Source organism: Klebsiella sp. C360 (genome assembly GCF_048822415.1).
Classification (GTDB): domain Bacteria; phylum Pseudomonadota; class Gammaproteobacteria; order Enterobacterales; family Enterobacteriaceae; genus Klebsiella; species Klebsiella quasipneumoniae.
In genome coordinates, this window is record NZ_JBMEZZ010000001.1 from 733,187 (window position 1) to 746,990 (window position 13,804).

At 57.2% G+C, this 13,804-nt stretch carries 10 protein-coding genes; 6 read left to right on the forward strand and 4 right to left on the reverse strand.

Going from position 1 to position 13,804, the window contains the following annotated elements; genetic code table 11:
- Positions 1-7 precede the first annotated feature (7 nt).
- Together ssuC and ssuB are read left to right on the forward strand one after the other, a co-directional pair.
- Positions 8-799, forward strand: a complete 792-nt coding sequence (ssuC, locus tag ACOI7D_RS03815; RefSeq protein WP_004201413.1) for an aliphatic sulfonate ABC transporter permease SsuC — start codon at positions 8-10, stop codon at positions 797-799.
- Complete coding sequence (gene ssuB, locus ACOI7D_RS03820; RefSeq protein WP_048297171.1) at positions 796-1,569, forward strand: aliphatic sulfonates ABC transporter ATP-binding protein; 774 nt, start codon at positions 796-798, stop codon at positions 1,567-1,569. Before ssuC ends, ssuB begins: the two co-directional genes overlap by 4 nt.
- A 97-nt stretch (positions 1,570-1,666) precedes the next feature.
- On the opposite strand, the gene pepN is transcribed toward ssuB, so the two are convergent.
- Entirely contained in the window at positions 1,667-4,282 is a 2,616-nt protein-coding gene (gene pepN / locus ACOI7D_RS03825) for an aminopeptidase N (protein WP_109546487.1), read from the reverse strand.
- A gap of 326 nt (positions 4,283-4,608) precedes the next feature.
- Between pepN and pncB the strand changes: the two genes are divergently transcribed.
- The 4 genes from pncB (at position 4,609) to ACOI7D_RS03845 (ending at position 10,429) form a co-directional block, all read left to right on the forward strand.
- The gene (pncB, locus tag ACOI7D_RS03830) at positions 4,609-5,811 is read left to right on the forward strand and encodes a nicotinate phosphoribosyltransferase (RefSeq protein WP_109546488.1); all 1,203 of its coding nucleotides are present in this window, start codon (positions 4,609-4,611) and stop codon (positions 5,809-5,811) included.
- A gap of 165 nt (positions 5,812-5,976) precedes the next feature.
- Positions 5,977-7,377 (forward strand): asparagine--tRNA ligase, encoded by a 1,401-nt coding sequence (gene asnS / locus ACOI7D_RS03835; RefSeq protein WP_420667933.1) that lies wholly within the window; start codon positions 5,977-5,979, stop codon positions 7,375-7,377.
- A gap of 591 nt (positions 7,378-7,968) precedes the next feature.
- Positions 7,969-9,051, forward strand: a complete 1,083-nt coding sequence (gene ompK35 / locus ACOI7D_RS03840; protein ID WP_004201406.1) for a porin OmpK35 — start codon at positions 7,969-7,971, stop codon at positions 9,049-9,051.
- A gap of 187 nt (positions 9,052-9,238) precedes the next feature.
- Positions 9,239-10,429, forward strand: a complete 1,191-nt coding sequence (locus ACOI7D_RS03845) for an amino acid aminotransferase (protein ID WP_017899450.1) — start codon at positions 9,239-9,241, stop codon at positions 10,427-10,429.
- A gap of 66 nt (positions 10,430-10,495) precedes the next feature.
- Here ACOI7D_RS03845 and ACOI7D_RS03850 read toward each other — a convergent pair whose 3' ends face one another.
- From ACOI7D_RS03850 to ldtD, 3 genes are all read right to left on the reverse strand, one after another.
- Positions 10,496-11,143: an MBL fold metallo-hydrolase gene (locus ACOI7D_RS03850; RefSeq protein WP_023289031.1), complete on the reverse strand. Its 648-nt coding sequence runs from the start codon at positions 11,141-11,143 to the stop codon at positions 10,496-10,498.
- Positions 11,144-11,156: 13 nt separating this feature from the next.
- Positions 11,157-11,708 carry a YcbK family protein gene (locus ACOI7D_RS03855; protein ID WP_004201403.1) on the reverse strand — a complete coding sequence of 184 codons (552 nt, stop codon included), beginning with the start codon at positions 11,706-11,708 and terminating at the stop codon, positions 11,157-11,159.
- 303 nt (positions 11,709-12,011) lie between these two features.
- Positions 12,012-13,802, reverse strand: coding sequence for a L,D-transpeptidase (ldtD, locus tag ACOI7D_RS03860; protein ID WP_044521923.1), 1,791 nt, complete (start codon positions 13,800-13,802; stop codon positions 12,012-12,014).
- Positions 13,803-13,804: the final 2 nt, after the last annotated feature.

The following is a 13,804-nucleotide window of genomic DNA, read 5'->3' on the forward strand; positions in this document are numbered from 1 at the left end:
GGCACTGATGGCAAAATCAACCCATCCCCTGTTGTTACGCCTCGCCCCCTGGCTGCTGCCGGTGGGAACGGTCATTGTCTGGCAGCTGGCGTCGTCCGTCGGCTGGCTGTCGACCCGGGTGCTGCCCTCGCCGGAGGGCGTTTTGAAAGCGTTCTGGACGCTCTCAGCCAGCGGTGAGCTGTGGCAGCATCTGGCCATTAGCTCGTGGCGGGCGCTGGTCGGCTTCGCCATCGGCGGCTCCATTGGACTGGTGCTCGGCCTGATCAGCGGTCTGTCACGCTGGGGCGAGCGCCTGCTGGACACGTCGATCCAGATGCTGCGCAATGTGCCGCACCTGGCGCTGATCCCACTGGTGATCTTGTGGTTCGGTATCGATGAGACCGCCAAGATCTTCCTCGTATCGCTGGGCACCCTGTTCCCGATCTATATCAATACCTGGCACGGGATCCGCAATATCGACCGTGGGCTGGTGGAGATGGCGCGCAGCTATGGTTTATCCGGCTTTGCTCTTTTCCGTCACGTGATTTTACCCGGCGCCCTGCCCTCGATTATGGTCGGCGTGCGTTTTGCCCTCGGTCTGATGTGGCTGACGCTTATTGTCGCCGAAACCATCTCGGCGAACGCCGGTATCGGCTACCTGGCGATGAATGCGCGTGAATTTCTGCAAACCGACGTGGTGGTGGTCGCCATCATTCTTTACGCCATTCTTGGCAAACTGGCCGACGTCAGCGCCCAGCTGCTGGAGCGGCTCTGGCTGCGCTGGAACCCGGCGTATCATCTTCAGGAGGCTAACGCATGAACACTGCCCGTCTGAACCCAGGTATCCCGCTGCTGCTGAACGGGGTGACGAAACGCTATGGCGACAACACCATTCTTAACGAGCTGGATCTGCATATCCCCAGCGGCCAGTTTGTGGCGGTGGTGGGCCGCAGCGGCGGCGGAAAAAGCACCCTGCTGCGCCTGCTGGCGGGCCTGGAAAAGCCGAATGCCGGCGAGCTGCTGGCAGGCGCGACGCCGCTGGCGGCGATCCAGGACGACACCCGGATGATGTTTCAGGATGCGCGCCTGCTGCCGTGGAAAACGGTGATTGATAACGTGGGTCTGGGGTTAAAAGGCGCCTGGCGCGACGCCGCCCTGCAGGCGTTGGCCAGCGTCGGACTCGAGAGCCGCGCGCAGGAGTGGCCGGCGGCGCTGTCGGGCGGGCAGAAGCAGCGCGTTGCGCTGGCCCGCGCACTGATCCATCGCCCGCGCCTGCTGCTGCTGGACGAGCCGCTGGGGGCGCTGGACGCCCTCACCCGTCTGGAGATGCAGGAGCTGATCGTCTCCCTGTGGCAGGAGCATGGCTTTACGGTCCTGCTGGTGACCCACGACGTCAGCGAAGCCGTGGCGATGGCCGACCGGGTGCTGTTGATTGAAGAGAAGAAGATCGGTCTCGATTTGAACGTGGATATTCCGCGACCGCGGCGCACCGGTTCGGCGAAGCTGGCCGAGCTGGAGGCGGAGGTGCTGGATCGGGTGATGAAGCGCGGCAAGAGCGAGAGCGTGCCGCGTTTATTTAGTCATGGCTAACTAACGTCCCCGGCCCGCGCTTCGCTCGGCCGGGCTACCAAATCGCACAGCGCTGTAGCCCCGGTAAGCGAGAGCGCAACCGGGGATTTTGCCACCGTTACGCCAGCGCCTTACTGATTTTCTCGTACAGATCGCCTGAGAGATCCTTCAGCCCCTTCAGCTGCTCCAGCGCGGCGCGCATCAGCGCCTGGCGTTTCTCATCATAACGCTTCAGACGAATCAACGGCTCAATCAGTCGCGATGCGACCTGCGGGTTGCGCTGGTTAAGCTCGGTCAGCATCTCCACCAGGAACTGGTAGCCGCTGCCATCTTCAGCATGGAACGCCGCCGGGTTGCTGCTGGCGAAAGCGCCGATGAGCGACCGCACGCGGTTCGGGTTGCTCATGCTGAACGAACGATGGTTCAGCAGACCGCGTACCGTTTCGACCACATTGGCCGCCGGACTGGTGGACTGCAGGATAAACCACTTGTCCATCACCAGGCCGTCCTGATGCCATTTGTCGTCATACTCCTGCATCAGCGCATCGCGGCACGGCAGCTCAGCGGCAACCGCCGCCGACAGCGCGGCCAGCGCGTCGGTCATGTTATCCGCCTGGTGATACTGCGCCGCCACCAGCTTATCGCCCAGCGTCGGCTCTGCGAACGCCAGATAGCGCAGGCAGGTATTGCGCAGGGTTCGCTTACCGATATCGGCGTGCTCCACCCGGTAGCTGTCGAGCTTATTGGCGTTATATACCGCGAGGAATTCGTCCGCCAGCTCGTTCGCCAGGGTGCGGGTGAGCGCCTCGCGCACGGTGGCGATGGCGATAGGATCGATAATGGCGAACATCTCGGCGATTTCGTTGGCCGACGGCAGGGTTAAGATCTCGGCGGCCAGCGCCGGGTCAATCTTCTCGTCGAGCAGAATCGCGCGGAAGGCGTCCGCCACGTGCACCGGCAGCGACAGCGGCTGTCCCTGCTGATGACGGTTGACGTTCAGCTTGATGTAGGTCGCCAGCAGACTCTGCGCCGCATCCCAGCGCGAGAAATCATTCCGCGCATGGCGCATCAGGAAGGTCAGCTGCTGATCGCTCCACTTGTATTCCAGTTTCACCGGTGCTGAAAACTCGCACAGCAGGGCCGGGACCGGCTGGAAATAGACATTATCAAAGACGAAGGTCTGCTCAGCCTGGGTCACATTTAGCACCGGGTGCAGCGGATGACCGCCCTTCTGTAGGGGGATCACCTTACCTTCGTTATCGTACAGCTCGATGGCAAACGGAATATGCAGCGGCTGTTTCTCAGCCTGCTCGGCGGTCGGCGGCGTGCGCTGGCTGATGGTCAGCGTATACTGCTCGGTTTCCGGGTTATAGTCATCGTGGACGGTGACAATCGGCGTGCCCGACTGGCTGTACCAGCGGCGGAAGTGCGACAGGTCGACGTTGGAAGCATCTTCCATCGCCTGGACGAAATCGTCGCAGGTGGCGGCGCTGCCGTCATGACGTTCGAAATATAGCTGCATCCCTTTCTGGAAGTTTTCTTCACCCAGCAGCGTGTGCAGCATGCGGATCACTTCGGCACCCTTTTCATAGACCGTCAGGGTATAGAAGTTATTCATCTCGATAACCCTATCCGGGCGGATCGGGTGCGCCATCGGGCTGGCGTCTTCGGCAAACTGCAGCCCGCGCATGGTGCGCACGTTGTTAATGCGGTTCACCGCCCGCGAGCCGAGGTCGGAACTGAACTCCTGATCGCGGAACACGGTCAGCCCCTCTTTCAGGCTGAGCTGGAACCAGTCGCGACAGGTGACGCGGTTGCCGGTCCAGTTATGGAAATACTCATGGCCAATCACCCGCTCGATATCGAGGTAGTCTTTATCGGTGGCGGTGTCGGTGCGGGCCAGGACATATTTGGAGTTAAAGACGTTCAGCCCTTTGTTTTCCATCGCTCCCATATTGAAGAAGTCGACGGCGACAATCATATAGATGTCGAGGTCGTACTCGAGGCCAAAGCGCTCCTCATCCCATTTCATGGAGTTTTTCAGCGAGGTCATCGCCCACGGCGCGCGGTCGAGGTTACCGCGGTCGACGTACAATTCCAGCGCCACTTCACGCCCGGAGCGGGTGGTAAAAGTGTCGCGCAGGACGTCGAAATCACCGGCCACCAGCGCAAACAGGTAGCACGGCTTCGGGAAGGGATCCAGCCACTGTACCCAGTGACGACCGTTCTCCAGTTCCCCTTCCGCCATCCGGTTGCCGTTGGAGAGCAGGAACGGATATTTGGCTTTATCGGCGATAATTTTGGTGGTAAAGCGCGCCAGCACATCCGGACGGTCCAGGTACCAGGTGATATGGCGGAAACCTTCCGCTTCACACTGGGTGCACAGCGCTTCGCCTGACTGATACAGGCCTTCCAGCGCGGTGTTCGCCGCCGGGCTGATCTCATTGACGATGGTCAGGGTGAAATGCTCCGGCAAGCCGCCGATCACCAGCTGATTGTTTTCTTCTTTATAGTCGCTCCACTGCTGGCCGTTCACTTGCAGAGCAATCAGGGTCAGATCTTCGCCGTCCAGGCGCAATGGCACATCAGACGCAGCCGCATGGCGGGAGACCTTGCTCTCGGCCGTAACAACGGTTTTTGCGGCATCCAGGTCAAAGGTCAAATCGATATCGCTAATCAGATACTCCGGCGCACGATAGTCGTGGCGGTATTTGGCTTGGGGCTGTTGTGTCATAAAAAACCTTTAGCATCTTCGGTAAAGTGTCGTCCCAGTCTATTCCTGTTGTGTCAATCGCGCTATGCAGAATCTTCATCTTTTCAACGTGAAACACGAAAATCGCTACATTTTGTTAACACTCGTGGCACGAATTGCCCTCGACCCGACGCAAAGCTTATGGTGTGATCCATGTTCAATATATTAAACTAGGCCTCGCAAATGACCGTCAGCGTCGCCATCGCTCGCCATCGCGGGACAGAGCCGGGTAATAAAGGTATACTCCGCCTCCTTTTTCCGCGTTGGTTTCGATGGAACGCTCCAGTGAGAGGATGCTACTGCGCACCATGACACAATTCACTTCTCCTGTACTGCATTCGCTGCTTGATACGGATGCCTACAAGCTGCACATGCAGCAGGCTGTCTTCCACCGCTACGGCGATGTACATGTGGCGGCGGAGTTTCGCTGCCGTGGAGACGACCTGCTCGGCATTTATGCCGACGCGATCCGCGAGCAGGTGGAGTCCATGCGCGATCTGAGGCTGCGGGATGATGAATATCGCTGGCTGTCCACCCTTCCCTTTTTTCGCCAGGATTACCTCGACTGGCTGCGCGATTTTCGCTATGACCCGCGCCAGGTCACGGTCGCCAATGACAACGGCAAGCTGAACATTCGCCTCACCGGCCCGTGGCGGGAAGCCATCATGTGGGAAGTCCCGCTGCTGGCGGTGATAAGCGAGCTGGTCCATCGCTACCGTTCACCCGAGATGGGCGTTGAACAAGCGCTAAACGCGCTGGAGCATAAGCTAGGCGACTTCGCCACCATGACCGCTGACCTCGATATGAGCGCCTTCCGCCTGATGGATTTCGGCACTCGCCGTCGTTTTTCACGCGATGTACAGGAAGCCATTGTGCAACGCCTGCAGCAGGAGCCCTGGTTTGTCGGCACCAGCAACTACGATCTGGCGCGCCGTCTGAACTTAACCCCGATGGGCACCCAGGCCCATGAGTGGTTCCAGGCCCACCAGCAGATCAGCCCGAACCTGGCCAGCAGCCAGCGGGCGGCCCTCGCCGCCTGGCTGGAAGAGTATCCTGACCAGCTGGGCATCGCGCTGACCGACTGCATCACCATGGATGCGTTCCTGCGCGATTTCGGTCCGGAGTTCGCCACCCGCTATCAGGGTTTGCGCCACGACTCCGGCGACCCGGTGGAATGGGGTGAAAAAGCCATCGCCCATTACCTGAAGCTGGGCATCGATCCGCTGAGCAAAGTGCTGGTCTTCTCCGATAATCTCGACCTGGCGAAAGCCGTCGACCTGTATCGCCACTTCGCCTCGCGGGTGAAGCTGAGCTTTGGTATTGGTACCCGTTTAACCTGCGATCTGCCGCAGGTTAAACCGCTCAATATCGTGATTAAGCTGGTGGAATGTAACGGCAAGCCGGTGGCGAAGCTCTCCGACAGCCCGGGGAAAACCATCTGCCACGATAAGGCCTTCGTCCGTGCCCTGCGCGAGGCGTTCGACCTGCCGCCGATTAAAAAGGCGAGCTAATTTCCCTAAGGAGCCTTTCAGGCTCCTTTTTCTTTATTATTTATTGCCGAATTATCCGCTTATGATGCGAAATCTACTTGTCTGATGGAAGATGACAGGTAACATAGATATCCCCCCGCTGTAGGGGGAAGAGACTTTTTTATTGGACTATATAGAGAGATTATTATGAGCGTTGTGCCTGTAGCCGACGTACTCCAGGGCCGCGTTGCCGTTGACAGCGAAGTCACGGTCCGCGGATGGGTGCGTACCCGCCGAGATTCAAAAGCTGGCTTTTCATTCCTCGCCGTCTATGACGGTTCCTGCTTTGATCCTGTACAGGCCGTTATTAATAATTCTCTGCCCAATTACAATCAGGAAGTGCTGGGTCTGACCACCGGTTGCTCGGTGATTGTCACCGGTAAAGTCGTGGCTTCCCAGGGCCAGGGTCAAAGCTTTGAGATCCAGGCGACCAACGTGGAAGTGACCGGCTGGGTGGAAGACCCGGACACCTACCCGATGGCGGCCAAGCGTCACAGCATCGAGTATCTGCGTGAGGTGGCCCACCTGCGTCCGCGCACCAACCTGATCGGCGCGGTTGCCCGCGTGCGTCACACCCTGGCGCAGGCGCTGCATCGCTTCTTTGATGAGCAGGGCTTCTTCTGGGTCTCCACCCCGCTGATCACCGCCTCCGATACCGAAGGCGCCGGCGAAATGTTCCGCGTGTCGACGCTGGATCTGGAAAACCTGCCGCGTAACGATCAGGGCAAAGTCGATTTCGACAAAGACTTCTTCGGTAAAGAGTCGTTCCTGACCGTTTCCGGCCAGCTGAACGGCGAGACCTATGCCTGCGCGCTGTCGAAGATTTACACCTTCGGCCCGACCTTCCGTGCGGAAAACTCCAACACCAGCCGCCACCTGGCGGAGTTCTGGATGCTGGAGCCGGAAGTGGCCTTCGCTAACCTGAACGATGTTGCCGGCCTGGCGGAAGCGATGCTCAAGTACGTCTTTAAAGCGGTACTGGAAGAGCGCGCGGACGACATGCAGTTCTTCGCCGAGCGCGTTGATAAAGACGCTATCGACCGTCTGCAGCGCTTTATCACCGCTGATTTTGCGCAGGTGGATTATACCGACGCCGTCACTATTCTGGAAAACTGCGGCAAGCAGTTCGAGAACCCGGTCTACTGGGGCGTGGATCTTTCCTCCGAGCACGAACGTTACCTGGCTGAAGAACACTTCAAAGCGCCGGTGGTAGTGAAAAACTATCCGAAAGATATTAAAGCCTTTTACATGCGCCTTAACGAAGACGGTAAAACCGTCGCGGCAATGGACGTCCTGGCGCCGGGTATTGGCGAGATCATCGGCGGTTCCCAACGTGAAGAGCGCCTCGACGTGCTCGACGCGCGTATGGCCGAGATGGGTCTGAATAAAGAAGACTACTGGTGGTATCGCGACCTGCGCCGCTACGGCACCGTTCCACACTCCGGCTTTGGCCTGGGCTTCGAGCGTCTGATCGCCTACGTGACCGGCGTGCAGAACGTCCGCGATGTCATCCCGTTCCCGCGGACCCCGCGCAACGCGACATTCTAAATTTTTCTGACATAAACCTGAAAGGCCAGCGCAAGCTGGCCTTTTTTTATGTCAATTACTGTTATCAAAATTCAACAAACTTAAACATCAAGGCCTCGGATTCACATTTATGTTACGCACTGTTTCGGTGCATCCGGGTGATGCAGATCGCACTTTATGTTCATAACAGAGCAAAACCTCTGATAAATTTGCTCATTTTTTAACCACGCGCCGCACGTCTTGCCAAGACAAAGGCTGAATAAAAAGAAGGCGAATTCAACACACAAAATGAGCAAATTTACGCTTATCCAAATTAATCATAAATAATTCATATAGATAGATATGGAAAGGCGATTTACCTCACCATGTGGAATGGAATTTTGATTAAGTTCACAAAGTTCCCATAAATACATATTTAGTTACATGTTTTTTCGTTTTGTTACTCATATGAGATATTAGTAGCATTTTCCGGCTAGCGAAACGTTGTCGCGGATGGAAAGATGCCTTCAGACACCAAACTCTCATCAATGGTTCTGTAAGTTTTTATTGACAGAACTTATTGACGGCAGTGGCACGTGTTCATATAAAAAATATTAATGAGGGTAATAAATAATGATGAAGCGCAATATTCTGGCAGTGGTGATCCCTGCCCTGCTGGTAGCCGGTGCAGCTAACGCTGCAGAAATCTATAACAAAAACGGCAACAAACTGGACTTCTACGGAAAAATGGTCGGCGAGCACGTCTGGACCACCAATGGCGACACCAGCAGCGACGATACCACCTACGCCCGTATCGGCCTGAAAGGCGAAACCCAGATCAACGATCAGCTGACCGGCTACGGTCAGTGGGAATACAACATGGACGCCTCCAATGTTGAAGGTTCCCAGCCGACGAAAACCCGTCTGGCGTTCGCAGGTCTGAAAGCGGGCGAGTATGGTTCATTCGACTACGGCCGTAACTACGGCGCGATCTACGACGTCGAAGCAGCAACCGATATGCTGGTTGAATGGGGTGGCGACGGTTGGAACTACACCGATAACTACATGACCGGCCGTACCAACGGCGTGGCAACCTACCGTAACTCTGACTTCTTCGGTCTGGTTGACGGCCTGAGCTTCGCGCTGCAGTACCAGGGTAAAAACGACCACGACCGTTCGATTCACAAGCAGAATGGCGACGGCTTCAGCACCGCGGCGACCTACGCGTTCGACAACGGTATCGCGCTGTCTGCTGGCTACTCCGGCTCCAACCGCAGCGTAGACCAGAAAGCTGACGGCAATGGCGACAAAGCCGAAGCCTGGGCAACCTCTGCAAAATATGACGCCAACAATGTCTACGCGGCCGTCATGTACTCCCAGACTTACAACATGACCCCGGAAAACCAGGGTAACTACTTCGCTGGCAAAACCCAGAACTTCGAAGCCGTTGTACAGTATCAGTTCGACTTCGGCCTGCGTCCGTCCATCGGCTACGTACAGACCAAAGGCAAAGACCTGCAGGCGCGCGGCGGCTTCTCCGGCGGCGATGCGGATCTGGTTAAATACGTCGAAGTGGGTACCTGGTACTACTTCAACAAGAACATGAACGTTTATGCGGCGTACAAGTTCAACCAACTGGACGACAACGCTTATACGCGTGAAGCTGGCGTAGCGACCGACGACCAGGCGGCCGTGGGTATCGTTTACCAGTTCTAATCTGCAGTACACCCCTTCGTGATATGCCTTCAGAGCAGGACTTCGGTCCTGCTTTTCTCTATTCCTGAGGCAAAGATCGTATCTTTCGAAAACCTTCGCGCTTTTTATCGCAAACGGTTGGCAATTCGTTGTTCTCCCGTTAACCTGATAGCGGATTTCCCTTCAGTAATCACAATGGAACCTCGTCATGTTTGAGAACATTACCGCCGCCCCAGCCGACCCGATTTTAGGTCTGGCCGATCTGTTTCGTGCCGATGACCGCCCTGAAAAGATTAACCTCGGAATTGGTGTTTACAAGGATGAAACCGGTAAAACACCCGTTCTGACCAGCGTCAAAAAAGCAGAGCAGTACCTGCTGGAAAATGAAACGACTAAAAACTATCTGGGCATCGATGGTATTCCTGAATTTGGTCGCTGCACCCAGGAGCTGCTGTTCGGTAAAGGCAATGCGATTATCGCCGATAAACGCGCCCGCACCGCGCAGACCCCGGGCGGTACCGGTGCGCTGCGCGTCGCCGCAGACTTCCTCGCCAAAAACACCGACGTGAAACGCGTGTGGGTAAGCAATCCAAGCTGGCCAAACCATAAGAGTGTGTTTACCTCCGCCGGGCTGGAAGTACGTGAATATGCCTACTACGATGCGGCTAACCACGCGCTGGACTTTGATGGTCTGCTGGCCAGCCTGAACGAAGCCCAGGCGGGCGACGTGGTACTGTTCCACGGCTGCTGCCACAACCCGACCGGCATCGATCCGACGCTCGACCAGTGGCAGACGCTGGCGCAGCTGTCGGTCGAGAAAGGCTGGCTGCCGCTGTTCGATTTCGCCTACCAGGGCTTCGCCCGCGGTCTGGAAGAAGATGCTGAAGGGTTGCGCGCCTTTGCTGCTCTGCATAAAGAGCTGCTGGTCGCCAGCTCCTACTCGAAAAACTTTGGCCTGTACAACGAGCGCGTCGGCGCCTGCACCCTGGTCGCCGCCGATCAGGAGACCGTAGACCGCGCGTTCAGCCAGATGAAGTCGGTGATCCGCGCTAACTACTCCAACCCGCCAGCGCACGGCGCGTCCGTGGTCGCGACCATCCTGAGCAACGATGCGCTGCGGGCAATCTGGGAGCAGGAGCTGACCGATATGCGCCAGCGCATCCAGCGTATGCGCCTGCTGTTCGTCAACACCCTGCAGGAGAAAGGCGCGAGCCGCGACTTCAGCTTTATCAGCAAGCAGAACGGTATGTTCTCGTTCAGCGGCCTGACTAAAGAGCAAGTGCTGCGTCTGCGTGAAGAGTTCGCCATCTATGCGGTCGCGTCCGGCCGTATCAACGTGGCCGGCATGACGCCTGACAACATGGCGCCGCTGTGTGAAGCCATCGTCGCCGTGCTGTAAGCGATATTATTCGCTATAAAGAAAAAGGCCGCGAATGCGGCCTTTTTTACGTTCGCGTCAGGTCGGTTACCAGACCGGCATCTCATCCTGCAGGAACGGGTTGTTGCGGCGTTCCTCACCCAGCGTCGACAGCGGACCATGGCCGGGAATAAAGGTCACGTCATCGCCCAGCGGCAACAGCTTATCCTTAATGGCCGCGATCAGCTGTCCATGGTCTCCGCGTGGAAAATCACTGCGCCCCACCCCGCCTTTGAAAATCACATCTCCGGAAATGAGCAGTCGGGAAGCGTCATCAAAGAAGACCACGTGACCCGGCGTATGGCCCGGGCAGTGCAGTACCCGCAGCGCCACATTCCCCACATTAACCACATCGCCTTCATTGAGCCAGCGATCCGGACGCAGCGGCTGGCAATCCTCCAGGCCGAACATCCGGCTTTGCGCCGGTAATCCTTCCAGCCAGAACTCATCTTCTTTTTCCGGACCAATAACCGGTACGCCATAATGCTGCGCCAGTTCCGCAGCGGCGCCGACGTGATCGAGATGGCCATGCGTCAGCAGGATCTGCATCAGCGTGACGCCAGCCTCCGCCACCACCGCTTTGATACGTTCAGCATCGCCGCCAGGGTCGACCAGCGCCGCCAGCCGGGTTTGTTCGCACCAGATAAGAGAACAGTTCTGCGCGAACGCGGTAACCGGAATAATACGATAGTTCATGACGCTCCTTTCGTTACCAGTGCCTTACGGGACCGGTATCAATATGCACAAAGTTACTACGTGGGTAGTATCCTACACCACCTGCGCGCATAGATAACGCCGCTTTGCGAATATTGCTTAACGAAATACCTTCAATATGGAAATCCATTGCCTGCCCCTTGGTGTGATAGCTGTGTTTTGCTACACCACGGCTTCGTGCGCGAAGCTCATCATTGGTATCGAGGGAACGATAGCCAGAGATAAGCTGGACAGGTTTGTTGGTGCCAAGTAGTCCCTGCAACCGATAAAGATGATCGAACAGATTTGGATCGATGGACTTAATTTTATTCGCGCGGTAATCACGGAAAAAATGGTTAAGTCTTGCTAATTCATCCTGAATATAGCCTCTGCCATCGAAAAACTCCGCCTTGAGTGATTCACCAGTATGCAGGTTATTCAGCGTCAAAATACGCGGACGGGGGGTCGAGAGGGTGGCAAATGCCGGCGCAGGGAGAATGGCGGCAGCACCCAGCGCAGCACCACCCAACGCCAGCAATCTGCGGCGATTAGCGTCAAATTTGTCCATGATAATCAGGTCTACAGTCAATGAATCGTTATATACTTTTTCCGCTTTGCGCAATGCTGAACCTCAGCACGCCATCGCTCGCCACAGCCGTGATGCTGCCCGGCAAAAGAGAGCGTTCGCGCTGACTGCGTCACGCATTGAGCGGAATGATATGTATATGCACTTCTGGCGCACGAAAGGCACCTTACCGGGCATTATTGCCAACGTCAAGGCAGCCTCACCCCAGAAAAATCGGGCGCTGCAGCGGAGCAGCGCCCTTTTTTACCCAGTGCTAGGACAACAAAATCCATTGAACTACTTCATTTACCTGATTAATTGCTCAGCTTTCGTCAGAATTTGTGCGCTGGATCGCGCGGTGATATCGTAATTGTAAATATCTGTTCGATATTGTGTACGTCCATCAGCGTCCACAAACGCCGTTAAGTAATATAAATTCACCGGTATATTTTGCCGAATATTGACATAGCGCGTGTCCCCTTGCTTCAGGGCATCGGAAATACGCGTGTCATTCCAGCCCGCATCCTGCAGCAGCATATTGGCCAGTTCCGAAGCCTTATTCACCCTCACACAGCCGGAACTGAGCGCACGAACATCCTTCTGGAACAGGTTATGGTTCGGCGTATCGTGCAGGTAGATGGCATCGGAGCTCGGCATATTGAACTTGTAGCGTCCGAGCGAGTTACGCGCTCCGGGCGCCTGCTGAAAACGGAACGGTAAGTTGTTCTCGGTGATGGTAGACCAGTCGACCCGATAAGGATCGATGGTCTCTTTACTGTTCCAGCCGCGCATGACGGTGTAGCCATGCTGCTCAAGATAGCCTGGATTGTTACGCACCTTCGGCAGGATATCTTTGCGCGCCAGGGTTGGCGGCACGTTCCATGGCGGATTGACCACCACGTTATTCAGCGCGCTGCTCATCATTGGCGTTTTGCGATCCGGACGCCCCACAATTACCCGCGAGGCCAGCACCTGGCTGCCGTCCTGATAATAGACCAGCGAGAACGCCGGAATATTGACCATAATGCCGGTGGACAGTTTGCCCGGCAGTAAGCGTAAACGTTGAATGTTCAGGGCCAGCACCCCTGCGCGCTGCGCGGAAGAGACGTTGAGCCAGTCGCGAGTCGACTGGCCGATGACACCATCCGCCCCCAGCCCCTGCATCGCCTGGAAGCGCTTAACCCCCTCCACCAGCTGGCGATCGTACACGCCGCGCGCCGCAGGTTTGCTCTTTTTCTTCGCCGATGGGCTCACCACATCGCCGGGCAGAACGATATTGGCGGTATCGTCCAGCATTCCGGTACGCTGGAGGATCTCGCGCAGGGCGCCGATATCATTGCTCCATTCGCCGGGGCGCAGCGAGCCGCTGCCGGTCATCTGCGGCCATGGGCGAGAATCAGCCACCAGCGCCAGCAGCGACTGATGCATGGCTTCATACTGTGGATGATGCGGCGCCAGGCCGGCGATAAACGCCGGCAGGGAGCCATTGTCCAGCGCCAGCTGCCACTGGTTAATCACCGACAGCGGCGGGGTCGCCATCTTGTACGGCGTTGAACTGTACAACCAGCGGGTCCCCTGGGTGGGGATGCCGCTGATAAAGTGCAGATAGCCCATCATGGCGTCCGACAGCACCACATCGCGCGCCATGCCGCTGACGGCGGGATCGGTCAGCAGACTGACCCAGGTGGTAAACTGCGGCTGAAAACCGGCGATGGCGATCTCCGCCAGCTGCTGCTGGAACGCCTGCACTGCCTCGCGGTTTTCCCACATCGGTTTCATATCCCTGGCGGCGTATAGCGACACCAGCGGATTCATAAAGACGGGTTTGTACCCTGCCGGCAACAGCGCCTCGATCTGGGCGCGGCTGTTTGCCGCCGCCTCCATCGACAGCGGCTGCTCACCGGCCAGCTTCGCGACCGCCGGCGATTGCCCATCGCTTTGCGCCAGCGCGGCGGAAACCTCGGCGGGCGCCGCAGAACTGTCGCCGGGTACGACTTCAGGCTCTTCGGCCTGGACATTGAACAGCGGAGCAAATGCCAGTGCCAGGCTCAGGCTGAGCGCTGACAATGGACGACCATACCGTTTCTTTAGCAACATCC

What these genes read in the sequence shown, in the direction of transcription:
- ssuC (WP_004201413.1), top strand. Translation starts at nt 8, where the DNA reads ATGGCAAAATCAACCCATCCCCTGTTGTTACGCCTCGCCCCCTGGCTG.
- ompK35 (WP_004201406.1), top strand. Translation starts at nt 7,969, where the DNA reads ATGATGAAGCGCAATATTCTGGCAGTGGTGATCCCTGCCCTGCTGGTA.
- ssuB (WP_048297171.1), top strand. Translation starts at nt 796, where the DNA reads ATGAACACTGCCCGTCTGAACCCAGGTATCCCGCTGCTGCTGAACGGG.
- pncB (WP_109546488.1), top strand. Translation starts at nt 4,609, where the DNA reads ATGACACAATTCACTTCTCCTGTACTGCATTCGCTGCTTGATACGGAT.
- ACOI7D_RS03855 (WP_004201403.1), bottom strand. Translation starts at nt 11,708, where the DNA reads ATGGACAAATTTGACGCTAATCGCCGCAGATTGCTGGCGTTGGGTGGT.
- ACOI7D_RS03845 (WP_017899450.1), top strand. Translation starts at nt 9,239, where the DNA reads ATGTTTGAGAACATTACCGCCGCCCCAGCCGACCCGATTTTAGGTCTG.
- ACOI7D_RS03850 (WP_023289031.1), bottom strand. Translation starts at nt 11,143, where the DNA reads ATGAACTATCGTATTATTCCGGTTACCGCGTTCGCGCAGAACTGTTCT.
- pepN (WP_109546487.1), bottom strand. Translation starts at nt 4,282, where the DNA reads ATGACACAACAGCCCCAAGCCAAATACCGCCACGACTATCGTGCGCCG.
- asnS (WP_420667933.1), top strand. Translation starts at nt 5,977, where the DNA reads ATGAGCGTTGTGCCTGTAGCCGACGTACTCCAGGGCCGCGTTGCCGTT.
- ldtD (WP_044521923.1), bottom strand. Translation starts at nt 13,802, where the DNA reads ATGTTGCTAAAGAAACGGTATGGTCGTCCATTGTCAGCGCTCAGCCTG.